Source organism: Bacillus sp. FJAT-18017, assembly GCF_001278805.1.
In the GTDB taxonomy this organism is placed as follows: Bacteria; Bacillota; Bacilli; order Bacillales; family Cytobacillaceae; genus Bacillus_D.
The window spans coordinates 2794738-2821658 of the sequence record NZ_CP012602.1 but is presented as its reverse complement, the minus strand read 5'-3'; the positions used below and the strand labels follow the sequence as shown (position 1 = coordinate 2821658).

Below are 26921 nucleotides of genomic sequence, written 5' to 3'. Positions count from 1 at the left end.
CATGTACCGAAATATTCTTAGACATCCTGGACCTACTCCAATTCCTAAAAAAGTGGAATTGGCAATGGCCCAGGATATGATTAGTCATCGTACCGAGGAATTTGTACAGCTATATCGAGAAACGACGCAACGCGTAAAAACTGTCTTTGGGACCCAGCAGGAGATTTTGCTTCTTCCATCAGGCGGCACAGCAGCATTAGAGGCGGCAGTGGTAAATACGGTTTCTCCCGGAGATGAAGTTGTTGTTGTCACAGTAGGAGCATTTGGGGATTATTTCGTTTCAATATGCGAGAAAAATGGTCTGAAAGTACATAAACTAGCTCAAAATTGGGGCGAAGCTTGCACAAAGGAAGACCTGATTGAGTTCTTGAAACCCCTATCTAATATTAAGGCAGTTTTTGCAACGTATAATGAAACGTCTACAGGAATCTTAAACCCTATTAAACAATTGGCAGAAGCTGTACACAATCATTCGGATGCCTTATTTATAGTTGATGGAGTAAGCTGTATAGGCGGTGCCCCAGCCGAAATGGATGAATGGGGTATCGATATTTTGGTGACAGGGTCACAAAAAGCGATGATGCTGCCTCCTGGCCTTGCTCTTTTAGCAGTAAGTGACAGGGCGTGGAAAGTAATAGAGGCCAATCATACTCATGCGTATTTTTTAAATTTTATAAGCTATCGTGAGTGGGCAGCAAAAGGAATGACGCCTAATACTCCATCAATTTCGCTAATAATGGGTCTCTCCGCCGTGTGCGATTTAATCGAGGAGGAAGGGGGATTCTCGAAAACGGTTGAGCGGCATGAAGTCATGAAAAACATGGTTCGAGAAGCTATGAATGCTCTGTCTATCCCACTATTAACCAGTGATGAGTTCGCATCACCAACCATTACAGCGATCCGCACCCCAGAGGGAGTGGACTTGGCAGCATTTTTAGGACATTTGAAAAAGAAATATCACATCGATTTTGCCGGTGGCTTGGGTCATCTTCAAGGTGAAATTTTCAGATTTGGACATATGGGCTATTGCTTCCCTAGCGATATCCTTCAAGCAGTTTCCCTAATTGAAGCAGGATTGCAGGATTTCTCCTATCAGTTTGAGCAAGGTGCCGGAGTGAAAGCTGCCCAAAATGTTTTCTTATCCTCTTTAAAATAGAAACATATTTTAAGAGAAGATTGCTTTTAGTGGAAGCTATACACCGATACGAATGTTGAATTTATCGTCAATAGAACAGGAAAAGCAGTGGATTTGATGAGTTCTCAAATCCACTGCTTTTAAAATTACTTGATCTTGTAATCATAATCTTTGTAAAGATAACACGGTTGATTATAATCAAGGAAGGGTAATTTATAAATGAGGTGAAGAAATGAATATTCATATAACAATTGATGCAAAGAATGAGCTTAAAAAAGTCCTTGGTACCGAACCAAGCATTAAACTCAACGAAACCCGAACGACTGGCTGAGGAGCCACATATGTGTATGAACTTGCTCAGGCTGAGCAGGTAAATAATGAGGAAGTATTTAAAATAGATGATATTTCTGTCTTGATAGACCCTTTGGTTATTAGCCATTTGGAAGATGATATTGTCATCGATTATAAACAAAATTACGGCTATATTCTTAAAAATAGTTATGAAGTCTTGACGTTTGGGATGAAGTTAATTAGATCATAAACAGTTAAAAGCCACGTTGCCATGACAGCACCGTGGCTTTTCCTGTTTATCAGACCGTAAAAAAAGTAGAATTATACCTCCTTGGAAGATAACGAAGAGAAAAAGCTCAATTGTTAAATGGAAGGGTCTTCACATTTGTTATAATATGGATGATGTATCATCCTTCTCGGTATGATGAAGGACGGCAAGGCATAATTTTTTAGTCTGTTCCCGTCTTCATAAGCGGAATGAAGGACGGTAAGGCATAATTTTTTAGTCTGTTCCCGCCTTCATAAGCGGAATGAAGGACGGTAAGGCAAAATTTTTTAGTCTGTTCCCGTCTTCATAAGCTGACTGAAGCATGGTAAGCCATAATTTTTGGCCTTTTCCGGCCTTCATTACCACGCAGGAAAGATGACAAGTAAAGAACCAAAGCAACGCGCTATATACTACAAAATGAGTGAAATAATTTATTCAATCATCTTATATTATTTTTGGTACTTCGAAGAGCTCTAAATAAAAACTAAAATAAGTAGTCCTAAGGGTTAGAATGAAAGAAGATGAGGATTGGAGATGGAATGCTTGGAAAAGGATTTACAGCACGCTATTGATTTAAGGAGTAGAAGAAAGTATAAAGAATCGAACGAATTGCTGATGAAAATCATACAGGAAAACCCCAATCATGCATCATTAAATTATCAATGTGCCTGGAGTTTTGATTTAATGGGTGAAGAATCGAAAGCAGTGCCATTTTATGAAAATGCAATCAAATTAGGATTATCCTCTACTGAACTAGAAGGAGCATTATTGGGGTTAGGAAGTACATATAGGACATTAGGGGAATATGATAAGTCTAAGGCGACATTTCAAAAGGGAATCGAATTATTTCAAAACAATAGAGCCATTCAAACATTCTATGCGATGACCCTATATAATCTAAACGAACATGGCAAAGCGATGGAGTTATTATTAAAATGCTTAATTGATACGACAGAAGACGATAAAATTCTTAGCTATAAAAAAGCAATTGAGTTTTATTCCGATAAATTGGATGAAGTTTGGAAGTGATTTGTAGCACCAATTGATTTTGCTGGGAAAAAGCATCCGGAGTTTTTAATTGTGTTTAATCAATCCGGCAAAATACTTCAAGTTCGTTTTGTAGGCATTTAATGTGATTTTTTTAAAAAAGGGGAGAATTAGTGGGAATGTCTAGAAAAAAACAGCGGGCTGCGCAAACGCCTGAACAAATCAAGCGTGATCTTGCAAACCGTAAGAGGTTAAGAATCATATATGGCTTTCTAATTGTAATGAGTATATTTGTTTTGTTAGGTGGAGCTTTTATTTTCATAAAAATAATGTTCATTACCGATCTTTATCTAGCATTTGTGTCGGAGTCCATGGGAACTGCTTTTTTGTACTTGTCTGCATTAACCCTACTACTCTTTTTCATTTATTCCAGCCTTGTCATCGCATTCAAAAATCCCCAGAAAATAAGAAAGACCCAGGTGTTTGCATGGGGCGGGGCAGGGATAATTTTTATAGCCATGGCTGTTTTTGTTTTTAATGCACTAAGTTCTCTAACAATGAATAGTTTGAGAGATATACAGGATTATAAAAATGGCGCAGCGAAGGTAGAGGATCTTAAAGTTGTTGATGTATATACCGGCGGCGGCCGCTACACAGATAATGATATAGCATTGATAGAAACCGAAGAACTTGACCATGACCTTACGCTTCTGCTGGACCTATTTCGGCTAGAAGAAGGGAAGACTTATCGTTTCACCTACATGGAACGGACCGGGACTATTTTAAATGTTGAAATGAAGTGATGTTGTGATCAGTAAATGAATCGTTAAAAAGCGCAAATTGAACTAACTCAATTTGCGCTCTTTGGTTTATACAAAGTCTTACTCTTGCTGCTAACAGAAAGGACTACAGTTATGAATGAGAAGAAGATTAATATTCCGGCTGCAATTGGGTTAACGGTAATTGAAAGTGTGTCTACTATACCAGCTCCAATAACTGAACCGGCTGCTACACCTAAATGAAGAGCGGAATTATTCAAGCTTTGCTGAATTTCCGATGATTCAGGCGCGTTTTCAATCAAATAAGATTGCATTGCCGGTGAAATCGCCCAACTGAGAATCCCCCATACAATAAGGATAACGATAAAGACTGGAAATATATCTGTTGTATATGGAAATACAAAGAATAGACCACTAAAAATTGCTAAAGAGATGACCATTGTTTTTCTAGAGCCCAGTGAATCCGCCATTACGCCGCCAATTCCACCACCGCATACTGCAGCAAAACCAAATATTAAATAGATAATACTAATCCAATTAGCATTGAAATTAGTGGTTGCTTCTAAATAAGGTTTAAAGTAAGAATACATAATGGAATGACCAGTCATATACAGAAATGTTGTTGTCAGTCCTAATGTGATTTTGTGATTTTTAAATGCTGCAAGCTGCTGCCTTAACGGAATTTGAGGTTTTGGTTCTATACGTCCCATTAATAGATGGACGCCAATTATAGATAATGCTGTAAGCGCAGTTATAACGACGAAAGGTGCTCTCCATCCAAAACTATTTCCAAGAATTAGCCCGATTGGTACCCCTAATACTAATGAAGCACTTACTCCCATGGAAACAATCCCAATCGCCCTGCCTTTATACTGTTCTCCTGCTAAGCTGGGAGCCATTACCAAACACAGGATGATTAAGAGCGCTCCACTTAAAGCTAAAATAATTCTACCTAAAAACAAAATCGAATAAGTAGGGGCAAATACCGTCACGATACAACCAATTAAAAAGATGTATAAGCAAACTAACATCAGCCGCTTTCTTTCAATTTTGGCAGTCATGACGAGTAAAATGGGTGATGCAACTGCAAATATTAATGCAAAAACAGTTATCAGTAAACCGGCTTGTCCGATGCTTACATTTAAATCTTCGGCAATCAAATCCAATATGCCACTAATGATCAGTTCAACCATGCCGATTACAAAGGAAATGATCATTAAAAAATAAATACGCCTATCCATCTTATCTTCCTTCCTAATTTCCCCTAGTTGAATACTTTCCCTTGATGCAAGTTTGCTCAAGAACAAAATAATAATGTAACATACTCTCCAGGAATTGAAAAATACTTTCTTAAAATAGTACTGATATTATTTTCTTTAGAAATCCTCGAGAGATAACGCTCTTTAAATTGTGTCGCCAATAAGAGGCGGCCTTTTTTCTTATTCTGTGGAAAAAAGAAGGATTACACTAACCATTATCGAATTATATTCTCCAATAAAAAATTGTTATATTTTGGAGGTATTTGTGATTTTTCCGACTATCGCTAGAAACATGTTAGGTATTATGGGATTTCCCTTAACACTTTGGAATTTATCTATGAATAGAAAAAACAAAGTTAACCCGCCGGGGCAGATAATTAAAACGAGCATGTCAGAGGTACACGCAATAGTGACTGGGGAAGGACCTGTCACTGTCATTCTGGAAGCAGGATATAGTTCTATTTCGATTGATTGGTGTTATGTTCAGCCCGAAATTTCCAAGGTTGCCCGTGTAATATCTTATGATAGAGGGAACTATGGCTGGAGTAAGACGAAGAGGAAAACGATGACCTCATTAGATAGTGTTGAGGAAATACGAGATGTCCTTAGTCAACTTAAAATAAAACCACCATATATACTAGTCGGCCATTCATTTGGAGGCCTTTCAATGAGACTGTTTGCCAGTATGTATCCTGATGAGGTTATCGGCCTTGTTTTGGAAGATGCTGCCCACGAGAATCAATATGTTCTTTCCCAGGAGAATAGGAAACGAATTAAGAATTTTAGAAGGCTCATGACTGCTGGATATGTTACCTCATTAGTAGGTATACCGAGAATGTTTAAGCAGAGGATAGGCAGGAGGTTTCTTGCAAAGGAATACGATGAGTCACTAAACTACATCGGATATACACTTGGTGCATATAAAACAGCATACCAAGAATATGTGGACAGCGTAACATCCGCTCAACAACTAGTAACTTCCAAACCCTTGAGAAAAGATTTACGTGTTGTAGTAATCAGCGCAAAAAATCAGCCTGAAGGTTGGAAGAAAAATCAGTTACTCTTTACCGATTTAACAAACAACACAGAAGTTATTGAAGCAGATACCGGGCATTCCGTTCATCTTGAAAACCCTAAGATTGTAATAGATAGTATTCTAAAATTAATAAATCAAGATGTCCAAACGGAAAAATAAAGGGTTGCTAGAGAGACGTGTCAGTTAAAGTTCCTTCGTATATTAAATAATACAATTTAGGAGCGAATCATTTTTATGGATATGAAACAACGTAAGGTATGGAATGAAAATCATAAGAAACTAAAAGAAATAATTTTAAAACCAGAAGTACATTCACAGGCAGTTCAATTAATCCTTTCCCAGCATTCTTTACTGCATTCTACTTCAACAATTGGTAAAGCGACTCATCTCACACTGGAAGATGCATTGTTGGAAAATCTTAATGAAGCAACTTTTAGGCAATATCCCGTCCAAAATCCCGATACTAGAAATTCAATTGTGTGGCACTTATGGCACATTTCCCGAATAGAGGATATGACAATGAATATTTTAGTAGCTGATGAGCAACAGGTTCTTAATACTACTGATTGGCTTAATAAAATGAATATTCCATTTGCTCATTCAGGAAATGATATGAGTGAAAGTGAGATCGCTGAATTAAGTTCCAAAATTGATATTGATTCATTACTGGCATATAGAGCATCGGTGGGCAGACGAACCCAAGAAATTATTACTGTTATGAAACCAGGACAATTTAAGTTGAAAGTTGAAGAAAGCAGAATTAAACGGCTATTTGATGAAAACGCAGTTTTGGAGAATTCAAGGTGGTTAGCGGAATATTGGGGCAACAAAACTATTGCGGGATTAATTTTGATGCCAGCAACAAGACATATTTTTCTACATTTAAATAAATGTATCCGTATTAAGACTAAACTCTCAAAGAATATTCAATTTCAATAATAAAAGAGGTAGTTAAGAAGTTGCACAGCTAGACTAAAAGGTGTAGGGAGAACAATATGAATCATAATGGAATGGTCTTAGTGGCCAGCGTTTCTATTATTAGAGATAATATGGTTTTAATGATTAAAGAAAATAAACCATCTGCACTCAATAAGTGGAATTTCTCTTCAGGAAGAATTGAACAAGGTGAAGATATTATAGGTGCAGCTTGCAGGGAAGTAAAAGAAGAAACAGGATACGATGTAAGGCTTATAAATTCAACTGGAGTTTACAATTTTACAAGCAGTACGGGCCACCAAATTATTCTGTTTCATTTCATTGGTGAAATAATAGGCGGAAAATTATGTTTAGCGGAAGAAGAAATTATAGATAGTAGATGGATCCGTTTATCAGAAACCTTACATGTAAATGAAGGGGAACTTCGTGATCCAGTTGTTTTACAGAAAATTATTGACTCAATAGTAAATCAGCAATTTTATCCAATCGACTTGTTTAAAAATTCCTAGGACAGTGAGTTATGTCTTACTCAAAGGGAGGGGTATAAAGTTCGTACATTATCATCTGAAAATTTTCAGCTAGCTCGAAGTTATCTAATGAATTACGGAAGGGACTTAGAACAGGAATTATTTCGTTTTCATTTTGAAAATGGCAATGCGCAACATGTTATTTCTATATTGGAGCAGTACCAAGGAGAAAATGGCGGATTTAGGAATATGGGAGAAGGTCATCCTGTAATTCCAAATGGGATGGATACCAGCATGGCTTTTCAGTATCTTAGTGAAGTTGGTGCTTCTCCGGATGACGTTGTAGTGCACAAAGGCATTCAATACATAATAGGCTCATATGACCACGAACTAAAATGTTGGCACCCGAGACCTAACCAAAGAAGCAAGGGTTGGACCGATAATCCTTGTGCTGAATTGGTTGGTTATCTTAATGAGTATCGCGAATTAGTTCCAGACGATTTTCTAAAGAATGTTACCGAAAATGCCATAGCTAATATGGGTACTATTCAGACTTCAGATGAACCAAGGCAATTTTACTTTCTGGAAGCGCTCAGTTTACTTCGCTTGGCAGTAAGAACAGATGAACCATACAAGTCTATTATTTTGAAACAATTAAAAAAAGATATTAATGAAATCATAGAAATTGATTCCGAAAAATGGGCAACTACTTATTGCGCAAAACCGTTTTTCTTTGCCCATTCACCTGAAAGTCCGTTGTATTTGCCAATTAAAGAGTTTGTTATCAAAAGTTTGGAAAAGGAAATCGATACCCAGTCAGAGGATGGACATTTCATTTTGAATTGGAATTGTGATAAAGAAGCGGCTATTGTTTGGAAAAGTATATGGACAATGGATGTTTTAAAGGCTCTGCACCATCACGGTATGATCGAAGAGAAAAAGGAGTAGATGAAATGAAAGCACAAATTAACCTGGTAACAATAGTTACCGATGACATGGCAGGAATGACTATTTTTTACCGCGATGTTTTAGGCTTTACAGTCAAAAGTGAAGCTCCGGGTTATGTTGAGTTCGATAATGAGGGAGTAAGGTTTTCTATTTGTTCCAGGGAAACTATGTCTGATATCACTGATGGACACAGTTCTTTTAAAGAGGAAAAGAAGGGACAATCTTTTGAGTTGGCTTTCCCTTGTGAAACACCAGAGGAAGTAGAGCAATCGTATAAAGAAATAATAGAAAAAGGAGCTACCCCGATTAAAGAACCTTCACAAATGCCATGGGGCCAAACAACTGCTTTTTTTGCAGATCCTGATGGGAACATTCATGAAATCTTTTGTTAAAAAAGCAGAGCTATATCTTCGTGAATGGAAAGTCTTTTCTTATAAGATAATTGGTGCACGAATGGACAAAAACTCAGTTGTCAGATTGTTAGCTTGAACAATAGAGTAACATTGTTGCAATTATTTCTTGAACTTCAAATTAATAGAAAAGGGAGCTTATTTTTTATGATTATAAAGGGTTTCGGAGGTATATTTTGGAGGGCTAAAAATCTTGAAGCAACAAAAAAGTGGTACAGTGATGTGCTTAATGTTGAAATAAATAATTGAAATGGGACTATTATTAAACAACACTCTGAAAATGAAACAATCTTTTCTTTTTTTGCAGAAAACGACCCTTACTTCCCAACAGAGCAGCAAGTGATGTTAAATTTTGATGTTTATAATCTAGAGGAGACTATAAAGCATCTTCAACAAATAGGTGTACCTCTTGTAAAGGAAAAAGAGGTAAGTGAATTTGGTAAGTTCATTTGGGTTGAAGACCCGGATGGCAGACTAGTGGAGCTATGGGAAAAATAACTTTTTTTCATATTAAGTGGATTAAACGGGTACAGAGAACAAGGAGTTGTAGTTGCAGCTCCTTTTTTTGTTACACTATATATACAGGTTAAATAAATTTTTTTAAAATGGAGAGGTTTTTATTATGAATCGTTTTTCAAAAATACAAGAAACATTGAAAGAATTTAATCAGTCGCATCTTCTAGCCTTTTGGGATGAACTTTCGGAAAGCCAACAAGAACAGCTGATGGACGACATAGACAAGGTCAACTTAAAAGAAATCAGCTCTGCAGCTGAAAAACTTACTTCTGCTGACAATCCAGAAAGAAAGAGTGTCGAGCCTGTAACATACGAAGTATTAGAGGAGTTATCAGAGAAAAAGAAACAAGAATATGAACAAAACGGTTTGGAATTGATTCAAAAAGGAAAAGTAGCAGCCGTTCTCCTAGCGGGAGGGCAGGGAACCAGGCTTGGACATGATGGGCCAAAAGGAACGTATGACATTGGGCTGCCTGGGCATGAATCATTATTTGAGCTTCAGGCAAAACGGCTGCTTAAGCTCTACAACCAAACGGATAATATGATCCCATGGTATATCATGACAAGCCCGATTAATGATGAGGAAACAAGGGAGTTCTTTCATCAGCACAATTACTTTGGATACAATCCAGAGAACATCAGCTTTTTCGTTCAGCCGACAGCACCTACATTAACGCCTGATGGCAAATTGATGTTAAAAACAAAGTCGAGCCTTTCTGTTTCGCCGAACGGAAACGGCGGAGTATTTTCAGCTCTGAAATCGAGCGGTGCACTAGAGGACATGGAGAAGCGGGGAGTAAAGTGGATATTTATGTATAATGTTGACAATGCGATTATAAAAATTGCCGATCCGCTATTTGTCGGCTTTGCCGATGAAAAGGACTCACCAATAGCCAGTAAATCAGCGGCTAAAAGGAATCCGCAAGAGAAAGTAGGAGTATTCTGTCTGATGGACGGAAAACCGTCTGTCATTGAGTACTCGGAAATGACCAAAGAGGAAAGTGAAAATCCGGATATGACGAATGCTCATATAAGCATTCATTTATTCAAGCTGGATTTTGTAAAAGAAATAGCGGACAAATCCCTTCCATATCATTTTGCACATAAATCGATACCGACCGTGGATGACAGCGGTAAAGAAATAAAACCAGCAGAACCAAATGGCTACAAACTGGAGCAATTTTATTTTGATTTGTTTCCTGAAGCTGAATCGATTGCTGTACTGCAGGTCCCAAGAGAAAAGGAGTTTGCACCTGTTAAAAATAAAAGCGGGGAAGACAGCCCTGAATCTGCAAGAAGAATGATTTTACTAAACGAATAACAAAGGTTGTTGATTTTTAAAAGCAATGGCAGCGACTTTTAAGCTAGCAAAACCGGCGAGTTAATCCAATAAGGATTAATCGCCCTTTCTATTGATAGCCATTATAGTCCAATAATTATTTATTTTCGTCAGATTTGATTTCCCGTTCCAACTCCTGAATGAATTGATAATCCAAAGGAGGATTTACTACGTCGTAAATTCGGGTTGATACAACTACATCTCGTTCAACAGTGAAAATTTCCATATTTCCACCTTCATACCCGAGGTAAAGCGTAAATTGTTCATTTTCGTGATCAGAAGTCCAACCATTTTTATTCGTTAGTTTTACACGATATTGCTTAAGGAAGGCGGAGAGTTTATTCATTATTTCATCATCTGGTTTTATAAGTTCAAATTCCTCAGGTCCGTTATTTTGAAGGATGATATAAATTTTCTCAACACGGTCTATATCCATTACATCAACTAAATTTTGTTCGCGATAAATATAAAGAAAAAGGGAAGTACCAACAAAAATAATTGATAAAGAAAAGTATAGATATTTCTTCATGGCTAGACCACTCCCGACTCCCGCATTATTCCTTGGCCACTAAACTACAGCGTGGCCAAAATTTACGTTTTTCTATTTAGTATTAAAAAAAGAAATGCCATAATAAAAATTTGAATCACTATGCCCCAGTTTGTTTCCAAGGTTAAGCCCTTCCACTCATAAAGAAAAAAACGAGGAATAATATACAGAACAAGAATTCCGAGAAGATACCATTTTATGTTTTTTTCAAAGTGTTCCTTCATACGTGTATCTCCTTCGTATTTACTCGCTTTCTTCAACCCTCCAGAGTTTGATGTACTCGCTTTCAATTTTAACATAAATATCCATTAAACCTTAATTTTAACAACCCTTTTTATAGAGGTCGTTTATAATCTATAAATGTTAAAATGCATAGAAGTATCCGAGGAGAATTATGAGAATTGCTAACTTGGTTTAGTAACCTTTTTCACATGTCAATTTAATCACTCAATGTTAAAAATCTTACAAATCTAGTTCGGATTTACCTTTTTCCTATTTTTTGAAAATTGGGGTCTATTCTTTTGATAGAAGGGTAAAAAAGGAGTGGTTGCAAAACCAAACACACATCTTAGGAGGTATTCTTCATGAAAAAACCTATGATTACTAGTGCTGTATGCGCCGTGGGACTATTTGGATTTGCATCAATCTCACCAACCTATGCGGACGAGCCTGCGAAGGTAAAAAAACCTGTTTTTCAAAAGGTTTTAAGCCAGCAACTCTTTCTTGTCACCTACAAGGATGCTGATGGTCTGCTCGGGCAAAAGGTGATTGACCTGGAAAAATTAAAATGGCAAGCGGAAGACTCAACTTCTTCTAAAACACTTCTATCTACAATAAAGGCAGAAGGGTTAACAGTGGAAAGCCTTGATTCACTATTAACATTAGTAGAATCAGGTACAGTAACTGGAGGAAATGGAATTTCATCGCTTTTGGATAAAGAAATACAATCCATACAGCCGACGGCTTCTAAAGCTCCTGAATTAAAGCTGCCAGACGATGAAGATGACAATGAAGATAAGGACGATCCTGACAAGGATGAAGATAAAGAAGATATTGATAAAGATGAAGACAAAGACGAGGTAAAGAACCAGCCGCCAGCCAACAAAGGCCAAATTGTATCCAAAATGGCCAAACAACACCCTCATAAAGGGTTAGGCAAACAAGTAAAGGATCTTTAAAAAACGATCACGCCATCCAACAGTCTAATTTGCACTAGTTTGTTGAAAAAAGCCCTATAACTTAACGTATAATGGTGTCAGGATGCTGACACCATTTTTTAATATAATTTCAAAAATGACTAGTGTGTTTGGCAAAGCTTTAGCAAAGAAACCTTTATTAATGGAGGAAAACAGCATCTCTGTGGTGAAGCCTTTAATATGTAAAGGAGAAATGAGGTGAGATTTATGGATTTATGGTTTTACATAACAATAATAGTTGGGCTAAGTCTCCTATATTATGGGTACGAAAACAAAAAGAAATATGAACTAAAAATGAAACAAATCGAATTGGAAGAAAGAAAGCTGGATCTTGAAATGGTGAAAATCGAAGCTGGCTTAGTGAATCAAGACAAAGTCGAACAACAAATTTAGAACATCTTTATGTTTAAGTAGCTCACAACAAAACATTTGCTATTGGCGGGTGAGGTGTTTCAGGTATAATCAACCGCCAATTTTGCTTTTATTTGAATTTGACCATTACATATTTTTTAGGCAAGTCCGCCGGAATACCCTAAACTTAATAAGGAACTATCCTAGAAGGTGATATCCAGTAAGGGAACAAGGCGGAACGGATGGGGAAAATGGATTTCAACTCCTTTTTACAAGGTTTACACATCGCGTAAGACTATTGTTATTCCATAGAATGCAAAAGAGCAGGGCGAACCTGCTCTTTTAGTTTTTCGTCAAAATTTCATTCAGCATTTGGGCATTTTCCTTGTCCAAAGTTCCGACAGCATTCTTTTCTCTGTCAATAATTGTCGCTGACCCGTCGCTCTGATTAAACAAGATAAAATATTCATATAGCCTTTCTGGCATGTTTTTATCCTCGGTTATGAATAAAGTTACTTTGAAATCTTCTTTTCTCGTCATCTCAGACTTCACATTTTGTTCCCAGTCAATACTTTCAATCACTTCTCTTATGGTTTCAAGCTTTTCTTCTTCCATTATGATGGTTTCTTGTTCTTTGTTTTCTTCTGTGGACATAACAACATCCACTCTAGTTAGTTGGTTTAAATCATACTCCTGATCCCCCTTGTTAGAGCACCCAATTAGCGTTAAAAGGAAGATGGCAAAAATAATCGACTTTATTCGTATTTTTTTCATTCGTCAGCCCCCAAACTTTTCTTAGTTTAACCTTTTCGGCAATAACCAATAAAATCCTTTTAAAATGTAAATGAATTACCAAATTTTTTGATTGAAAATGGAAAAATTAGAAAATTCGTTCTATAATAAATGACAGCGATTACATATTATACAACTTCCGGTTTTAACAAATGCAAAAGGAGGTTTTTTGGGAATGGCAGAAGCAATGAATACTACAGTTGGAAAACTGCTCCAGGAGACAGCAGAAAGGCTTCCGAATCAGGATGCTGTCGTCTATCCGGACAGAGGATTGCGTTATACGTACCAGCAATTTGAAATCCTTTGCCGAGATGTTGCCAAAGGATTGATGAAGATTGGAATTGAAGCAGGGGAGCATGTGGCTATCTGGTCAACAAACCGTCCAGAATGGGTAACGGCACAGTTTGCGACTGGCAAGATGGGTGCAGTTCTTGTCACTGTCAACACCAGCTACCGAACTGCGGAGCTTGAATACCTTCTGAAGCAATCGGACTCAACCACACTCATCCTGATGGAAAAATTTAAGGATGCATCCTATATTGACATGCTCTATGAAATTGTACCAGAGCTAAAAACTGCCGAGCCAGGCCGCTTGAAGTCCAAGAAACTTCCTTTTTTAAAAAATGTCATTGTCCTTGGAGAGAACCGCTATCCTGGCATGCTGCATTGGGACGATATCCTTGCCTTGAAGGATGAGGTGTCTGATGAGGAGCTGGACAAACGGATGGCATCTCTTGACCCTGAAGACCCAATCAATATGCAATACACTTCTGGAACGACCGGTTTTCCGAAAGGTGTCATGCTTACCCATAACAATCTCGTCAACAATGGCCTAAATATCGCAGAATGCATGAAGTTGACTGATAGGGATCGTCTTTGCATTCCGGTACCATTTTTCCATTGCTTCGGCTGCGTCATTGGCACGCTTGCCTGTGTATCCGTTGGCGCAACAATGGTGCCTGTCCAGGAATTTGACCCGAAAAAGGTTCTCGAGGCCGTTGAAAAAGAAAAATGTACAGCACTTCACGGAGTTCCAACCATGTTCATCGCCGAGTTGAATCATACCGATTTTGAAAAATATAATTTATCTACCTTAAGGACTGGCGTAATGGCTGGCTCCAACTGTCCGATCGAAGTCATGAAAGCAGTGATTGAAAAGATGGGGGCAAGTGAGATTACGATTTGCTACGGCCAGACAGAGGCATCACCTGTTATTACACAAACCCGGACCGACGACCCAATCGAGCTGCGGGTAGCAACAGTCGGAAAGGCGCTGCCGAATGTCGAGGTCAAGATCATCGACCCGGTTACGAATGAAGAAGTGCCAAATGGCCAGCAGGGTGAACTTTGCACACGCGGATACCATGTGATGAAAGGTTATTATAAAAATCCCGAAGCAACCAGGGAAGCGATTGATAAAGACGGGTGGCTCCATACCGGCGACTTGGCCGTCATGGACGAAAATGGCTACTGCCGGATTACGGGACGGCTTAAGGACATGATCATTCGCGGCGGTGAAAACATCTATCCGCGCGAAGTTGAAGAATTCCTCTATCAGCATCCAGCGGTACTTGACGTTCAAATCGTCGGTATCCCAGATGAAAAATTCGGAGAAGAAGTAGTGGCCTGGATCCAGTTGAAAGAGGGGCAAACCGCAACTGCTGATGAGATCAGGAATTTCTGTCTTGGTAAAATCGCACGGTTTAAAATCCCGCGATATATTGAATTCTGTGACTCGTTTCCAACAACCGCATCAGGTAAGATTCAAAAATATAAATTGAGGAAAATGGCGGAGGACGTAGTTTCGTCGAAAAGCGCTACCTTGAATTAGAGTGAAAAATTCTTTACAGGGAGTGGGAAAATCCCACTCCCTTTTATAATACAATATACCTTGTAACACAAAGTATAGTGTGATATATTTCCAGTGTGGAGGTGTAAATTTTGGAAATTCGAAAAGAATGGCTTAAGGGATACATAGATGTCATTATATTAAGTCTGCTAGTTGACGAAGACCTATATGGTTATGAAATGAGCAAGAAAATGAAAAAAGTGAGTGGAAATAGTTTCGTACTAAAGGAGGGAACCTTGTATCCAGCACTAAAGAGACTTGAAACAAAATTGTTAATCGAAGGGTATTGGACTGATTCAGAGGGTGCAGCGCGAAGGAAATATTACCGAATAACAAGTACCGGCATTGAAGAGTTTAAAAGCAGCCAAAATGAATGGCTTGTCTTAAAGAACATTTTACAGTCTTTTTTGGAGGGGAATGATCATGGAAAGAATTAATCAATTTTTGGATGAATTATATAAGGAATCTTCCTTAAGCCTTCGAGAAAAGGAAGAAATGAAAGAAGAAATGCGGACACACCTGCTTGAGCATATTGAAGAAGCAAAAAGTAAGGGATTGACTGAAGATGAAGCTGTTTCGGAAGCATTAGAGCAATTTGGAGGAGAAGCAGACATATTTGAAGCTGGAACTAAACATAAGAAAAGTAAACTGAAAGACAAAAGGTTTATTGCTTCATTGGTATTATTTTGTTTATCTTTTATACTGGTTGGTTTTGCATGGGGAGTAGAAAAAGTTAATGAGCAACAAAGACAATATTTTTACAATAATATCGAAGGAGCGCTCTTCTTTGACAATAAGCCAATTGTTGAAACACTCAAGACGGATGTTAATCGAGCGATAGAAAAAGGAATGATTAAAAATATAGTCATTACAAAAGGAACACATCCATCATCGCCTGTTGTCTTTAAAACGATTGGAACAGAGGGATTCTCCCAGGATGATTCGGCTTTTATTGAAACGATAGAAGAGCGAATTCCAATGATACACCCTAACACAGAAGACACGTACCTTGTTACCAGTTCATATAATGTTATTCGTTTTTATTGGGTCATTCAGCTAGCATCGGTATTCTTTATTAGTTCTTTGATTTTATATAGTTATAGGTTACTAAAAAACAAGCAAAGATCGCGATTAGAATTGAACTTGCAGAAGTAGATGTAATTAGCAGTTAAAATAGGCTAGGCTAATCTAATCACTACTAACGTAAGAGTACAGTTACAGCAAAATCTTTCATATTCATTATGCTCAGAGAACTGAGCGTTTTTTCTTTTTCTGTTACTAAAGTCATACGAATCTTATGTTTTATTGTTTTACATGGTGGAAATGACCTTAAACAAGTCTTTAGACCCACAACAAAATAGGAATAAACTAACTATTAAATATATTTTGAATATTATATTATTTGAGTGTTGGACCAATTTTACTATTTTAGGAGGAGTTCTATGAAGAAAAAGCCTTTGATTCCCTTTGCTTTAGCAGCAGGTCTCGCATTTAGTACATTTGCAGTGGTTCCTGCCAATGCAAAGCCTGCAGAGTCGCAGCAAGTTCAGTCATTTCACTTAGACAACAAGGTTCTGAACAAAATCAACGTCGATAATATCTACAACAATATCGAGTATTTATCCAGAACACCACGGGTTGCCGGTACAGAGGCCGAACAGAAAGCGATTCAGTACGTAAAACAGCAATTCGAGTCTTACGGCTACAAGACAGAACTTCAGGAATTCGAATTCTATGGGTATACCGCTCCTCATACTGTACAGCTGCAAGTGGATGGTTTTTCAAATCTTGAGCCAAAATCCTTTACATACGGACTCGACGGAAATGTAACCGGTGAACTGGTGTATGCAGGTTTTGGAAGCGCCTCGGATGTTGCTGATCTTGATCTGACTGGAAAAATTGCATTGGTTCAGCGCGGCCAAGGTGTTTCCTTCGCAGACAAAGTACTGAACGCAGCAGCTAAAGGCGCAGAAGGGGTCATTATTTTTAACAATGCCGCTGGAGTCCTGAATGGCACACTTGGCGCCCCGAATGATAAGTTTGTTCCTGTTGTATCCATCTCTCAGGAATCTGGACAAGCTCTACTTGCTGCCGTTAATAGCGGAACGAAACCTTCTGCAACAATTAATATTGTAGGGGCAGAGGGTGGAATACGCAAATCCCATAACGTAATCGCGACAAAAGCTCCTACTAATAAAAATAAAGGAACTAATGATATTCTTGCCCTGGGTGCTCACCACGATTCAGTCCAAGGTGCACCTGGCGCCAACGACGATGCATCCGGAACCTCAATGGTACTTGAACTGGCCCGTGTAATGAAGGACCTGCCAACAGACAGGGAAATCCGCTTCATCACGTTTGGCGCTGAAGAACTTGGCTTGATTGGTTCCCGTTATTATGCGAGCCAGCTTTCAGCTGATGAAAAAGAACGCTTCACTGGTTACTTCAATATGGACATGGTAGGAAGCAGAGATGCAGGAAACCTCGTCATCAACGTAGCAGATGGCAATCCGAACATTGTGTCGGACCATGCACAGGCATCAAGTGCACGCCTTAATGGGGCAGCAACCCCATTGGAGACGGGAGGAAGCAGTGACCATGTTGCTTTTACAGAGGTTGGAATTCCATCAGCGTCATTTATCCACCGTCCACTTGAGCCATGGTACCATACACCTGAAGACACAATTGATAAGATCAGCAAGGAAAAACTTCAGGATGTAGCTGAAATTGTGGGTACTGCGGTTTACGACATCGTCAGACCGGACAACCAGGGACCAAAGGCTAAAAAAGGCAAAGAACAGAAGATGCCACATCTATACCACGAGCAGGCAATTCAATAAGATACTATACTAGCCAGGAGCTTCCTTTTTGGAGCTCCTGGTTTTTATTTATTAGTTGAATAGACACATGTCAAGTCGCCTGCATTAGTTATATTGGTATAATTTGATATACTAGCTATTAATGATTAAGCAAAGGAGACATGTAGATATGAAAAAATTCATCAATGCGACTATCTATGGAGATCCGCAATCTCATGAAATTTTAGTAGAAAACGGTCAATTTAAAGCAATTGGCAATGATTTAGGAAACGCAGATGAGGTGATTGATTTAAATGGCCGTTTGGTGCTGCCTCCTTATGTTGACCCCCATTTACATCTAGATTATATCTTTTCAGGGCTAGGCGAAGGAAATGCAAATGTGTCCGGTACGTTATTTGAAGGGATACAGCGGTGGAGTGATAACAAAAAGTCACTGACGGAAGAAATGGTTCGTGAGCGTGCGATTAAAGGGATCCAAAAAGAAGTGAGTCATGGGGTTCAGTTTATCCGTACACATGTAGATATCACAGAACCCAATTTAGCAGGGATGAAAGCTTTGATTAAACTGCGCGAAGAACTGAAAGATGTTGTTACATTGCAGCTGGTAGCATTTCCTCAGGAAGGATTCTTCCGATATGAAGGTGCGGAACATTTAATGGAACAAGCACTCGAAATGGGTGCTGATGCAGCAGGAGGAATCCCTCACTTTGAAATTTCCTATGAACATGGTGTGGAATCATTAAGACGTATTGTCGACATGGCCATAAAATACAATGTGATGATTGATATTCACTGTGATGAAAACGATGATCCAAATAGCCGATTTTTAGAAGTGTTAAATGCACTTGTTATGGAAAAAGACTACGGTGAGCATACAACGGCAAGCCATACTTGCAGCTTCGGTTCTGTAGAAAACAGTTATGCTAATAAAATGATGGGCTTATTCAGGGAATCAAAAATCAACTTCATTTCTTGTCCAACTGAAAATGCTCATTTACAAGGCCGGGGCGACAGTTATCCAAAACGTCGGGGACTGACACGAGTGAAGGAACTGTTAGAGAACGGGAATAATGTTGCGTTTGCCCAGGATTCCATAGCGGATTACTGGTACCCACTTGGCAATGGAAATATGATGAACATTTTAGATAATGGAATCCATTTAGCTCATTACACACATATCGATGAAATCAACAAGGCGTTCGACCTGATCACTTATAATGGAGCAAACATTATGAGAGTAAACGATGAGTATGGGATTGAAGCGGGGAAACCAGCTAACTTTATCATATTAGATGCACAGGATGCCTACCAAGCCATTCGTGAACGCGCAGAAGTCCTTGCATCCATCCGCAATGGTGAATATCTGTTCAAACGTGAACCACGAAAAAATGAAATTGAGATAGATTTTCTAAAACAATCATAAGATTGGTAATGGATTGAAAATGAAAGAAGCCAGGAGCCCCGAACATTCGGACTTCTGGCTCATATTTATTAATAACCTACTATTGGCAATATTACGGTTTTAAGGTCTTCAGCATGTTCTTTTGCTAATCTCCCATAGCCTTCTGATTCTTCACTGCTGAGAAATGTTGCAGTTCCATTATTAACAAACCATATTTGGTACTCGTAAAGCCGTTCAGGCATATTCTTATCCTCTTCATAAAAGAAGGTCATGATATAATCAGCTTTTGAAGCTTGTTTCATTTCCGCATTTGGATTCCATTTTACCTTATCAAAAGATTGCCTAATGTTTTCAAGTTTCTCCTCTTCAACTATCAGCGCTACATCCTCATATACTCCATTTTCATTCAACTTTTGGACATCGATTCTGGTTAGTAGTTTTTGTTTTTCAGAACAAGCAGTAAGTAGCAATAGAAAAAATAATAGCAGGGTCAAACTTAATTGATATTTCATTGATATACCTCCTTATTCGTTTACCTTTGTTTTGTTAATAATTAGACGTATACCACCGCTTACCTGCTACACCATTCCCTAAATTAAATGTGAACAAAGCCCGGAGCATTAAAGCAACGCTGGGTTTTCATATTGCTTTCCTTTTTTGATTAATAACTTCGGAGTATACTATAGTACTAAATAAGGGGTACATGAAGATTTACAATAAAACACCTAAACTCTATAAGGGGAGTGAGAAATTATGTTTAAACATGGCAAAGTTTCCAATAATGGCACATACATTCACTTTATTGATAGCGGAAGCAAGGAAACTAATGATGGAGTTCCGTTAATCATTGTTCCTGGGCTTTCTGAATCTGCAGAGGATTATATCCTCCTTATGGAAAGTTTACAATCCTTACGATGTATAACTATTACTTTGCGTGGCAGGGGACATAGCGATGCTCCTTCGGAAGGATATACATTGGAAGACCATATTAGCGATATAGAGTCGGTTATTAAACATCTTCACATAAATGACGTTCTACTAATGGGCTATTCAAGAGGTGTTTCCTATGCTCTTGGCTATGCTCTTACAAATGTTACAGCTCTTAAAGGCCTTGTGTTAGGGGATTATCCAGCTATACATTCTCAACTTCCAGAAGGATGGGTTGAGTATTTTACAGCACAGCCACCCTGGCGTGGAAAAAGTATTGGTGACCGGATGAATAGACAAACTTTACAAGGTATTCAAATAGAGTCTCATTTTGTTTCATTTTGGGATAAGCTGTATACAATCCAATGTCCAGTCTTGATTATCCGCGGAGGCAAAGAGGGAGCAGCTTTATCAGAAGAGAACGCAGGGAGGTACCTGAATGAGCTTGACAACGCCAAACTGGTCGTATTTGAAGACTCTAACCATAACATCTTTGAACCTCAATCTGATCGATTTGTTGTAACGGTTGAAAATTTTTTGGCGTCCATTGAGGAAAACAAAGTGGAATAGAACATCCGAAGTTTGTTAAATAGGGGGGACAAAAATGAGATGCGGTACAAAATGTTTTCAAGTGAATTAGAGGTTCAAGGAGAAATACTAACAAAAACTATAGCAGCCAGGACTCCAATTGATGCCCGGAAAACGATAAGGGAGGAATACAGTGCAGATGCAAAGATCCTCACCGTCAAAGAAGAAAGGAAGCAACGAGCTTAAAATGTTGATTTTTAAATAAAGAATGTTTGATCAAACCAGCCTATCCTTTGATGAAAAAGAACGCTTCACTGGATACTTCAATATGGACATGGTAGGAAGCCGGGATGCAGGAAACCTCGTCATTAACGTAGCAGACGGTAACCCGAACATTGTGTCAGACCATGCACAGGCATCAAGTGCACGCCTAAATGGGACACCAACCCCATTGGAGACGGGAGGAAGCAGTGACCATGTTGCTTTTACAGAGGTTGGAATTGCATCAGCGTCATTTATCCACCGTCCACTCGAGCCATGGTACCACACACCTGAAGACACAATCGATAAAATCAGTAAGGAAAAACTTCAGGATGTAGCTGAAATTGTCGGCACTGCGGTTTACGACATCGTCAGACCGGACAATCAGGGGCCAAAGGCTACAAAAGGCAATGAGAAGAAGATGCCACATCTTTACCACGAGCAGGCAATTCAATAACTCTTTAATGAGGCACAAAAAAGCGGCATGAACTCCTAAGCCAATATAGTGAACATGGTGATGTCTACCATTATACCAACTTAGATGAACGTGGGAAGTTGGAGTAGAAGTAAAGGAGAGTGCATATCAACAAGACCAAATCGCATAGTGATTTGGTCTTTTACTTTGGCTGATTTTTAAGTGACATAGACCTCATTGAAAAGAGGTCTTTTCTTATGTACTAATATGACTTTTTCTCCGCGTTAACTGAACTACTTAATATCCTTATTCATTCTTCTTTTTCTTTCCTTTTTTATAGGAAAAAGCTTCTATTCTTTAAAAGTCGAAAAGTTTTAAATAGGTTAACATGTCGGTCATGTGTTAAACTATATTTAGTACCAACTCATAATACCAGATAAACTTAGTAGGTAATTAAAGAAGCACCAAATACTTAATAGCGGAGGAACTGCATTTGTTAACGAATCATTTAGACTTTAGACTCGAACCAAAATTGATAGAATTGTACGCTGAACATAAAAAAAGAGCAGAAAAAATTGACTGGGGGTACCATGATTACCTGCCGTGGGATAAAGCGATGGACTTTCGCCGCGTTCCGTGGGATCCAAGCCAGGTTACATTGCCGCCATCCGTCGTTACTGCAATCGAAACTGCCCTTTTGACTGAAGTGAATTTGCCATGGTTTACTTCCTACCTGGATCAAACGTTTAAAAGTTCATTAACAGTTATTAAAGATTTCGTACATACATGGACTGCAGAAGAAGACCAGCATTCCAATCTTCTGGAAACCTACCTTTTAATTACACGTAATGTCAATCCAAAAAGGCTTCACGAGCTGCACAAACAAACTGTAGAAAATGGCTGGAATCCAGACTTCCATACACCATTCGAAACAATGGTTTATACATCCATGCAGGAACTCGCCACAATGGTCTTTTATTACAACGTGGCAAAAGTAGCAGGCCCACATGATAAAGATTTGGCAAGTCTTTTAAGAAGGCTGGCAAAGGACGAAACATTGCACTATGCCTTTTATCGTGATGTAATCAAATATCACCTTGAGCTCGAACCAAACTATTGTTACTACCTGGGACACGTGATTAAGAACTTCCAAATGCCAGGTGCCGTCATGCCGGACTTTGAAGACAGGATGTCTATCATCGCAAAAGAAGCAAATTACGGACCATTGGAATACTTTGACCAGGTCCTTGACGTCATCATTGAGTATTGGAATATCGAAAACCTCCGGCCGATCGCTCCTGAAGCAGAGAAAGCAAGGTTGGATATCCTGAACTACCACGCGAGGCTGAAGAGGGTAAGAGATAGGTTCTATAGCAAGAAGTAAATTCAATTAGGTTAGAATGACATTGCAAGAGGCAACATAAAGCCATATGAATATGGAGGTGGCTTTATGGACCAAAATCAAAAGAACGTAACTTCAGTCGGAACGGATATCGAAGAAGTGAAAAGACTTAATGCACAATCTGGTTTGTCCTACAATGAAGTTAAGGAATTGCTTGCAAAAATAGGTGGACAGGGAACTGCAGCATATAGCAATACGGATGTTGAAGAAGTAAAGCGTCAAATTAATCCGCCTAGCCAGTAATATATCTTTTTATCAACCCCTTGTAGATTTGCTTGTAATAAGGCGAATTTACGAGGGTATTTTTTATATATAACATTTTCTACATTTTGCCTGTTATTGGATGTATAAGGGTGGAAATGAATTGCAAAGACAATGATTTAGGAATCCCAGATGAAGTGATTGTTTAAATGCCGTTTGGTGCTGCCTCCTTATTTTGACCCTCATTTAGATTATATCTTTTTAGGGCTATGCGGAGGAAATGCAAATGTGTCCGGTACATTATTTGAAGGGATCCAGCGCTGGAGTGATAATAAAAAATCACTGACGGAAGAAATGGTCCGTGAGCGCGGGTCTAAAGATAGCGGCATATAGTTACTTGGAAGTGTTTTTTCTAAAATTTATTTGTTCCTTAATAAAATAAAATGAAATCTGAAATTGACAATTTTTCAATAAAAGTGTAAAATTACACCATAAAGGAAAGATAATAATTATAGGAGGTGAAAGTGGTATGACATTTTTAACAATTATTTTCGTTATTATAATTGGATTACTAATGTTATGGATTGCTAAAGCAACTAAAAAAAGGTGGTTAAAATTCCTATCAATAATTCCATTTGCGATTGCAGTGTGGCAACTTGCAAGTTTGTTTTTAATGGGCTTATAGAATGTATAAACTTTGTTATTTACAGATGAAATTGAATAACAGCCTACTGTGATAATACTTTTTTGAGATTTTCCGCATGTTCTTTTGCTAATCTATAACCTTCTGATTCCCCGCAGCTAACAATGTTGCTGTTCCCTTATCAATAGACCAAATTTGATAATCATAAATTCTTTCAGGCATATCTTTTTCCTTTGTATAAAACAAAGTTACTAATAACTCCGCTTTAGACGCCATTTTCGGTTCTTCATTCGGTTTCCAGCTTATCTTTTCAAAGGAAGTCCTTATCACTTCAACGTTCTTCTTCTTCAAAAAACCAGCCTAATATCCTTATATATTCTTTTTCATTCATCATTTGCACATCAACTCTGGTTCTGTTGCCTTCTGAATTAAGGACGGTGAACCGTTTTATATAAATGAAATGGTTTCAGAAATTCTTTAATTTAACACATATATAACCCGGAACAAAAAACTAATGTTCCGGGTTTCATTTTGCTATTCTTTTTTTGTTTATTAAGATCAGAGTATACTAAAGTAAATAACATGGCCGAAAAGGGGGGACTTTCATGAGATGCGGTACAAAGTGCTTTCAAGTTGAATTAGAAATTCAAGGAGTAATGCTAACGAAAACTATAGCAGCTAGGACTCCAATAGATGCCCGAAAAACGATAAGGATGGAATACGGTGCAGATGCAAAAATCCTAACCGTCAAAGAAGAAAGGAAGCAAAGAGCTTAAAATTTTGATTTTTAAATAAAGAACGTTTGATCAAAAGCAGCCTTTCCTTTGTGAAGTGCTGCTTTTTTTATAGGGAGAATTGCCTGAATCCTAACTAGAACCTTATGCTCAATCAGAACTTTAATCCAAGGACTAAATTCCTGTTTATTCCATATCGTTTGACATCTGAATATTCTGAACTTAGAATCGAAACTAGTAAAGGCCTTTACTATCATACTTAATCTTTCATTTATAAGCCGGCTGCTTGTACAACTGTTTTAGAAAGAATTTATCGGTGAAATAGGAGGTTCTATATGAAAAGGTTCTTTTATGTGGCTTTGATCTCGCTATTGACTCTGTCTGCCATTTTCCCGGCAGGCTATGCTGCAAATGCAAAACAGCTTTCTGCACGGGACATCCATTTCAATGCAACAGTGGTAGACAGCCATAACGATACGATGATGAAAGCTGTCAATCCGACCACATGGCTTCCTGAAACCGACATCAGAGGAAACACCGACTTCCACATTGACATTCCAAAGCTGCAAGCTGGAGGGCTGAACGTTCCTTTTTTCGCAGCTTATACATCCGGGTATTATGGAAATAATCCTCGCAGCATCAGCAGGACTTTGGCTTTGATTAATGCTCTTTATTGGACCGAAGAGAGAAATTCGGATGTGCTTGAAATCACCACCTCTCTCAAGGAAATTGAAAAAGTAAGGAGAGAAGGGAAAATCGCCGCTGTGCCTACAGTAGAAGGCGCCTATTCCCTGGAAGAGCACAATGCCATTGAATTGCTTCACCAATATTATGATCTTGGAATCAGAGCGCTCGGCTTTACCTGGAATTATTCCAATGCGTTAGGGGAAGGTGCCAACAGGGTGTATGGAGATCCAGCCAGGACACCGTCCCCGTCAGGTTTAACAGAGCTTGGAAAAGAAGTAGCGCAGGAAATGAACAAACTGGGGATGATTATCGATGTATCCCATCTCTCAGAGGCTTCATTCTGGGATGTGATTGAGGTTTCAAAAGCACCAATTATGGCCACTCATTCAGGTGCATCCTCATTAAGGGAACACGCACGCAACCTGACAGATGAACAACTGAAGGCTCTCGCTGAGAATGGTGGGGTAGTCGGGGTGGTCTTCTATCCTGATTTCCTGAAATACGGCTATCCAACCGAGAAAGTCTATATCAAGGATTATGTCGACCATATCGAGCATGCAGTAAAAGTGGCCGGAATCGACCATGTAGCCCTCGGATCCGATTTTGACGGAGGACCGCTTCCATCTGACATAAAAGACGCTTCCGAGCTATACAAAGTAACAGAAGAATTAGTCCGTCGCGGCTTTTCCCAGCAGGACATTGAAAAATTACTCGGTAAAAACACACTGCGTCTTCTAAAAGAAGTCGAAAAGGCAGCAGAGCATAATCCTGTAGAAGTTGGCCAGGTATTGACCATCACGCCAGCATTAAAAATGGGTGAGACAGTTCCAAACAATACACCACTTTTAACAGCCAAACTGGAAAGAATCAATGGCGCACCAATAGATGCAAGCAGCTTAAGGGTGATAGTGGACGGAATTCCTTACAGCCCAGAATTTAATGGGGAAACATCCACAATCTCCCTCCAGCTAAAAGAACCATTGAAAGAAAAATTCCATGTGGTAACGTTTGAAGCCGCCAATACAGCCGGAAAAATCGAAAAAGAAACGAGAATCTTCTATATAAATCAATAATCGGACAGAAGTACCCTTCAGTGATTTTTTACGAGCTGACTGGGTACTTTTCTTTTTGTTTCATTTCAATCGTCGTGAGGGTAGACTGACAGAAGCATACGTTTAGATGATAATAGCTTGAGAATCCATATGAAAAGAACAGGACACATACTATGCTTTATACATGAGATATCGGGAAGATTATATAGCAAATTTTAACTGGGGACGTCTAATAATAAGTTCGACAAACAGCTGCAGGCCACGAGGAGTTATAACATTTCAAGCAATACGAAAAAATTTAAGCCGTACAGTTAAAAATGATGCGGTTACAATCTCATAAATAAGGAATCCTAATGCTAAATATTGGAGGTGACTTTATGGATAAAGAGGGAAAGGCATTCACTTCAGTTGGTACAGATATTGAAGAAGTAAAACGACTAAATGCCCAGTCGGGTTTATCCTATAATGAGGTAAAGGAGCTTCTGGCTCAAACTGGTGGGAAGGGCACGGCCATGTATAGCAATACGGATGTCAAAGAGGTACGACGGAAAATTAATACCTCTAAAGGAAAATAAGCATTTGCATTTTACATATTCCTTGAAGACCCAATCGTTTACATTCTATTTCCGATTGGGTTCTTTAAGGTAATGGTCGGATAGAAAATTATGTAAAAACTTGTGAAACTGTGCTATGAATAAGATAGAGATAATTGGTTCCATGGAAAACATTATCATTAAATTGGGA

At 38.6% G+C, this 26921-nt stretch carries 31 protein-coding genes and 1 pseudogene; 27 read left to right on the top strand and 5 right to left on the bottom strand.

Annotated elements, in window-relative coordinates; translation table 11 throughout:
* Position 1 precedes the first annotated feature (1 nt).
* The 4 genes from AM500_RS13185 (at position 2) to AM500_RS13170 (ending at position 3484) form a co-directional block, all read left to right on the top strand.
* A complete protein-coding gene (locus AM500_RS13185; protein WP_053599627.1) occupies positions 2 to 1156 on the top strand; it encodes a pyridoxal-phosphate-dependent aminotransferase family protein in 1155 nt (384 codons plus the stop codon).
* Between the two features lie 322 nt (positions 1157 to 1478).
* Positions 1479 to 1676, top strand: a complete 198-nt coding sequence (locus AM500_RS13180; RefSeq protein WP_053599626.1) for a hypothetical protein — start codon at positions 1479 to 1481, stop codon at positions 1674 to 1676.
* Between the two features lie 561 nt (positions 1677 to 2237).
* On the top strand, positions 2238 to 2723 hold the full coding sequence (locus tag AM500_RS13175; RefSeq protein ID WP_053601722.1) for a tetratricopeptide repeat protein: 486 nt from the start codon (positions 2238 to 2240) through the stop codon (positions 2721 to 2723).
* A gap of 137 nt (positions 2724 to 2860) precedes the next feature.
* Positions 2861 to 3484, top strand: a complete 624-nt coding sequence (locus AM500_RS13170) for a hypothetical protein (RefSeq protein ID WP_156319812.1) — start codon at positions 2861 to 2863, stop codon at positions 3482 to 3484.
* Between the two features lie 47 nt (positions 3485 to 3531).
* On the opposite strand, the gene AM500_RS13165 is transcribed toward AM500_RS13170, so the two are convergent.
* Positions 3532 to 4701, bottom strand: a complete 1170-nt coding sequence (locus tag AM500_RS13165; protein WP_053599624.1) for an MFS transporter — start codon at positions 4699 to 4701, stop codon at positions 3532 to 3534.
* Positions 4702 to 4984: 283 nt separating this feature from the next.
* On the opposite strand from AM500_RS13165, the gene AM500_RS13160 reads away from it, so the two are divergent.
* From AM500_RS13160 to AM500_RS13130, 7 genes and pseudogenes are all read left to right on the top strand, one after another.
* On the top strand, positions 4985 to 5914 hold the full coding sequence (locus AM500_RS13160) for an alpha/beta fold hydrolase (RefSeq protein WP_053599623.1): 930 nt from the start codon (positions 4985 to 4987) through the stop codon (positions 5912 to 5914).
* Positions 5915 to 5989: 75 nt separating this feature from the next.
* Positions 5990 to 6694 carry a DinB family protein gene (locus AM500_RS13155; protein ID WP_053599622.1) on the top strand — a complete coding sequence of 235 codons (705 nt, stop codon included), beginning with the start codon at positions 5990 to 5992 and terminating at the stop codon, positions 6692 to 6694.
* 56 nt (positions 6695 to 6750) lie between these two features.
* Positions 6751 to 7200, top strand: coding sequence for an NUDIX hydrolase (locus AM500_RS13150; protein ID WP_053599621.1), 450 nt, complete (start codon positions 6751 to 6753; stop codon positions 7198 to 7200).
* Between the two features lie 87 nt (positions 7201 to 7287).
* Entirely contained in the window at positions 7288 to 8106 is an 819-nt protein-coding gene (locus AM500_RS13145; RefSeq protein WP_053599620.1) for a hypothetical protein, read from the top strand.
* Positions 8031 to 8498: a VOC family protein gene (locus AM500_RS13140; RefSeq protein WP_231687996.1), complete on the top strand. Its 468-nt coding sequence runs from the start codon at positions 8031 to 8033 to the stop codon at positions 8496 to 8498. Before AM500_RS13145 ends, AM500_RS13140 begins: the two co-directional genes overlap by 76 nt.
* A 168-nt stretch (positions 8499 to 8666) precedes the next feature.
* Positions 8667 to 9014 (top strand): annotated as a pseudogene (locus tag AM500_RS13135) (VOC family protein).
* 124 nt (positions 9015 to 9138) lie between these two features.
* A complete protein-coding gene (locus AM500_RS13130) occupies positions 9139 to 10353 on the top strand; it encodes a UTP--glucose-1-phosphate uridylyltransferase (protein WP_053599618.1) in 1215 nt (404 codons plus the stop codon).
* Between the two features lie 115 nt (positions 10354 to 10468).
* On the opposite strand, the gene AM500_RS13125 is transcribed toward AM500_RS13130, so the two are convergent.
* Positions 10469 to 10900 carry a hypothetical protein gene (locus AM500_RS13125; protein ID WP_053599617.1) on the bottom strand — a complete coding sequence of 144 codons (432 nt, stop codon included), beginning with the start codon at positions 10898 to 10900 and terminating at the stop codon, positions 10469 to 10471.
* Between the two features lie 602 nt (positions 10901 to 11502).
* Here AM500_RS13125 and AM500_RS13115 point away from each other — a divergent pair.
* A complete protein-coding gene (locus tag AM500_RS13115; RefSeq protein ID WP_053599615.1) occupies positions 11503 to 12096 on the top strand; it encodes a hypothetical protein in 594 nt (197 codons plus the stop codon).
* A gap of 225 nt (positions 12097 to 12321) precedes the next feature.
* Complete coding sequence (locus AM500_RS13110) at positions 12322 to 12507, top strand: hypothetical protein (protein ID WP_053601721.1); 186 nt, start codon at positions 12322 to 12324, stop codon at positions 12505 to 12507.
* A 300-nt stretch (positions 12508 to 12807) separates the two neighbouring features.
* Here AM500_RS13110 and AM500_RS13105 read toward each other — a convergent pair whose 3' ends face one another.
* A complete protein-coding gene (locus AM500_RS13105; RefSeq protein ID WP_053599614.1) occupies positions 12808 to 13239 on the bottom strand; it encodes a hypothetical protein in 432 nt (143 codons plus the stop codon).
* A gap of 193 nt (positions 13240 to 13432) precedes the next feature.
* On the opposite strand from AM500_RS13105, the gene AM500_RS13100 reads away from it, so the two are divergent.
* The 5 genes from AM500_RS13100 (at position 13433) to AM500_RS13080 (ending at position 19348) form a co-directional block, all read left to right on the top strand.
* Positions 13433 to 15088: an AMP-binding protein gene (locus AM500_RS13100; protein WP_053599613.1), complete on the top strand. Its 1656-nt coding sequence runs from the start codon at positions 13433 to 13435 to the stop codon at positions 15086 to 15088.
* Positions 15089 to 15198: 110 nt separating this feature from the next.
* A complete protein-coding gene (locus AM500_RS13095; RefSeq protein WP_053599612.1) occupies positions 15199 to 15543 on the top strand; it encodes a PadR family transcriptional regulator in 345 nt (114 codons plus the stop codon).
* Positions 15530 to 16261: a permease prefix domain 1-containing protein gene (locus AM500_RS13090; protein WP_053599611.1), complete on the top strand. Its 732-nt coding sequence runs from the start codon at positions 15530 to 15532 to the stop codon at positions 16259 to 16261. The genes AM500_RS13095 and AM500_RS13090 overlap by 14 nt, the downstream gene beginning before the upstream one ends.
* A 287-nt stretch (positions 16262 to 16548) precedes the next feature.
* The gene (locus AM500_RS13085) at positions 16549 to 17946 is read left to right on the top strand and encodes a M20/M25/M40 family metallo-hydrolase (RefSeq protein ID WP_053599610.1); all 1398 of its coding nucleotides are present in this window, start codon (positions 16549 to 16551) and stop codon (positions 17944 to 17946) included.
* Positions 17947 to 18094: 148 nt separating this feature from the next.
* Positions 18095 to 19348 carry an amidohydrolase family protein gene (locus tag AM500_RS13080; protein WP_053599609.1) on the top strand — a complete coding sequence of 418 codons (1254 nt, stop codon included), beginning with the start codon at positions 18095 to 18097 and terminating at the stop codon, positions 19346 to 19348.
* 68 nt (positions 19349 to 19416) lie between these two features.
* Here AM500_RS13080 and AM500_RS13075 read toward each other — a convergent pair whose 3' ends face one another.
* Positions 19417 to 19839: a hypothetical protein gene (locus AM500_RS13075; RefSeq protein ID WP_053599608.1), complete on the bottom strand. Its 423-nt coding sequence runs from the start codon at positions 19837 to 19839 to the stop codon at positions 19417 to 19419.
* 241 nt (positions 19840 to 20080) lie between these two features.
* Between AM500_RS13075 and AM500_RS13070 the strand changes: the two genes are divergently transcribed.
* The 6 genes from AM500_RS13070 (at position 20081) to AM500_RS25860 (ending at position 23746) form a co-directional block, all read left to right on the top strand.
* Positions 20081 to 20824 (top strand): alpha/beta fold hydrolase, encoded by a 744-nt coding sequence (locus AM500_RS13070; protein WP_053599607.1) that lies wholly within the window; start codon positions 20081 to 20083, stop codon positions 20822 to 20824.
* A gap of 39 nt (positions 20825 to 20863) precedes the next feature.
* A complete protein-coding gene (locus AM500_RS25525; RefSeq protein ID WP_156319811.1) occupies positions 20864 to 21028 on the top strand; it encodes a hypothetical protein in 165 nt (54 codons plus the stop codon).
* A 22-nt stretch (positions 21029 to 21050) separates the two neighbouring features.
* Complete coding sequence (locus tag AM500_RS13065) at positions 21051 to 21500, top strand: M28 family peptidase (RefSeq protein ID WP_053599606.1); 450 nt, start codon at positions 21051 to 21053, stop codon at positions 21498 to 21500.
* A 451-nt stretch (positions 21501 to 21951) separates the two neighbouring features.
* Positions 21952 to 22842 carry an acyl-ACP desaturase gene (locus tag AM500_RS13060; protein ID WP_053599605.1) on the top strand — a complete coding sequence of 297 codons (891 nt, stop codon included), beginning with the start codon at positions 21952 to 21954 and terminating at the stop codon, positions 22840 to 22842.
* 66 nt (positions 22843 to 22908) lie between these two features.
* Positions 22909 to 23103, top strand: coding sequence for a hypothetical protein (locus AM500_RS13055; RefSeq protein ID WP_053599604.1), 195 nt, complete (start codon positions 22909 to 22911; stop codon positions 23101 to 23103).
* A gap of 487 nt (positions 23104 to 23590) precedes the next feature.
* The gene (locus tag AM500_RS25860; protein WP_197282595.1) at positions 23591 to 23746 is read left to right on the top strand and encodes a hypothetical protein; all 156 of its coding nucleotides are present in this window, start codon (positions 23591 to 23593) and stop codon (positions 23744 to 23746) included.
* Between the two features lie 87 nt (positions 23747 to 23833).
* Here the strand turns inward: AM500_RS25860 and AM500_RS13050 are convergent, their stop codons facing one another.
* On the bottom strand, positions 23834 to 24055 hold the full coding sequence (locus AM500_RS13050) for a hypothetical protein (RefSeq protein WP_053599603.1): 222 nt from the start codon (positions 24053 to 24055) through the stop codon (positions 23834 to 23836).
* Between the two features lie 254 nt (positions 24056 to 24309).
* On the opposite strand from AM500_RS13050, the gene AM500_RS25855 reads away from it, so the two are divergent.
* The 3 genes from AM500_RS25855 to AM500_RS13035 all read left to right on the top strand — a co-directional run bounded on the left by AM500_RS25855 (position 24310) and on the right by AM500_RS13035 (position 26752).
* Complete coding sequence (locus AM500_RS25855; RefSeq protein WP_197282594.1) at positions 24310 to 24480, top strand: hypothetical protein; 171 nt, start codon at positions 24310 to 24312, stop codon at positions 24478 to 24480.
* A 293-nt stretch (positions 24481 to 24773) separates the two neighbouring features.
* Positions 24774 to 26198, top strand: a complete 1425-nt coding sequence (locus tag AM500_RS13040) for a dipeptidase (protein ID WP_053599601.1) — start codon at positions 24774 to 24776, stop codon at positions 26196 to 26198.
* Between the two features lie 356 nt (positions 26199 to 26554).
* Positions 26555 to 26752: a gamma-type SASP family protein gene (locus AM500_RS13035; RefSeq protein WP_053599600.1), complete on the top strand. Its 198-nt coding sequence runs from the start codon at positions 26555 to 26557 to the stop codon at positions 26750 to 26752.
* The last annotated feature ends 169 nt before the right edge of the window (positions 26753 to 26921 follow it).

What these genes read in the sequence shown, in the direction of transcription:
- AM500_RS13185 (WP_053599627.1), top strand. Translation starts at nt 2, where the DNA reads ATGTACCGAAATATTCTTAGACATCCTGGACCTACTCCAATTCCTAAA.
- AM500_RS13170 (WP_156319812.1), top strand. Translation starts at nt 2,861, where the DNA reads ATGTCTAGAAAAAAACAGCGGGCTGCGCAAACGCCTGAACAAATCAAG.
- AM500_RS13165 (WP_053599624.1), bottom strand. Translation starts at nt 4,701, where the DNA reads ATGGATAGGCGTATTTATTTTTTAATGATCATTTCCTTTGTAATCGGC.
- AM500_RS13155 (WP_053599622.1), top strand. Translation starts at nt 5,990, where the DNA reads ATGGATATGAAACAACGTAAGGTATGGAATGAAAATCATAAGAAACTA.
- AM500_RS13150 (WP_053599621.1), top strand. Translation starts at nt 6,751, where the DNA reads ATGAATCATAATGGAATGGTCTTAGTGGCCAGCGTTTCTATTATTAGA.
- AM500_RS13145 (WP_053599620.1), top strand. Translation starts at nt 7,288, where the DNA reads ATGAATTACGGAAGGGACTTAGAACAGGAATTATTTCGTTTTCATTTT.
- AM500_RS13130 (WP_053599618.1), top strand. Translation starts at nt 9,139, where the DNA reads ATGAATCGTTTTTCAAAAATACAAGAAACATTGAAAGAATTTAATCAG.
- AM500_RS13125 (WP_053599617.1), bottom strand. Translation starts at nt 10,900, where the DNA reads ATGAAGAAATATCTATACTTTTCTTTATCAATTATTTTTGTTGGTACT.
- AM500_RS13115 (WP_053599615.1), top strand. Translation starts at nt 11,503, where the DNA reads ATGAAAAAACCTATGATTACTAGTGCTGTATGCGCCGTGGGACTATTT.
- AM500_RS13110 (WP_053601721.1), top strand. Translation starts at nt 12,322, where the DNA reads ATGGATTTATGGTTTTACATAACAATAATAGTTGGGCTAAGTCTCCTA.
- AM500_RS13105 (WP_053599614.1), bottom strand. Translation starts at nt 13,239, where the DNA reads ATGAAAAAAATACGAATAAAGTCGATTATTTTTGCCATCTTCCTTTTA.
- AM500_RS13100 (WP_053599613.1), top strand. Translation starts at nt 13,433, where the DNA reads ATGGCAGAAGCAATGAATACTACAGTTGGAAAACTGCTCCAGGAGACA.
- AM500_RS13090 (WP_053599611.1), top strand. Translation starts at nt 15,530, where the DNA reads ATGGAAAGAATTAATCAATTTTTGGATGAATTATATAAGGAATCTTCC.
- AM500_RS13085 (WP_053599610.1), top strand. Translation starts at nt 16,549, where the DNA reads ATGAAGAAAAAGCCTTTGATTCCCTTTGCTTTAGCAGCAGGTCTCGCA.
- AM500_RS13080 (WP_053599609.1), top strand. Translation starts at nt 18,095, where the DNA reads ATGAAAAAATTCATCAATGCGACTATCTATGGAGATCCGCAATCTCAT.
- AM500_RS13075 (WP_053599608.1), bottom strand. Translation starts at nt 19,839, where the DNA reads ATGAAATATCAATTAAGTTTGACCCTGCTATTATTTTTTCTATTGCTA.
- AM500_RS13070 (WP_053599607.1), top strand. Translation starts at nt 20,081, where the DNA reads ATGTTTAAACATGGCAAAGTTTCCAATAATGGCACATACATTCACTTT.
- AM500_RS25525 (WP_156319811.1), top strand. Translation starts at nt 20,864, where the DNA reads ATGCGGTACAAAATGTTTTCAAGTGAATTAGAGGTTCAAGGAGAAATA.
- AM500_RS13065 (WP_053599606.1), top strand. Translation starts at nt 21,051, where the DNA reads ATGTTTGATCAAACCAGCCTATCCTTTGATGAAAAAGAACGCTTCACT.
- AM500_RS13055 (WP_053599604.1), top strand. Translation starts at nt 22,909, where the DNA reads ATGGACCAAAATCAAAAGAACGTAACTTCAGTCGGAACGGATATCGAA.
- AM500_RS25860 (WP_197282595.1), top strand. Translation starts at nt 23,591, where the DNA reads ATGACATTTTTAACAATTATTTTCGTTATTATAATTGGATTACTAATG.
- AM500_RS25855 (WP_197282594.1), top strand. Translation starts at nt 24,310, where the DNA reads ATGAGATGCGGTACAAAGTGCTTTCAAGTTGAATTAGAAATTCAAGGA.
- AM500_RS13040 (WP_053599601.1), top strand. Translation starts at nt 24,774, where the DNA reads ATGAAAAGGTTCTTTTATGTGGCTTTGATCTCGCTATTGACTCTGTCT.
- AM500_RS13035 (WP_053599600.1), top strand. Translation starts at nt 26,555, where the DNA reads ATGGATAAAGAGGGAAAGGCATTCACTTCAGTTGGTACAGATATTGAA.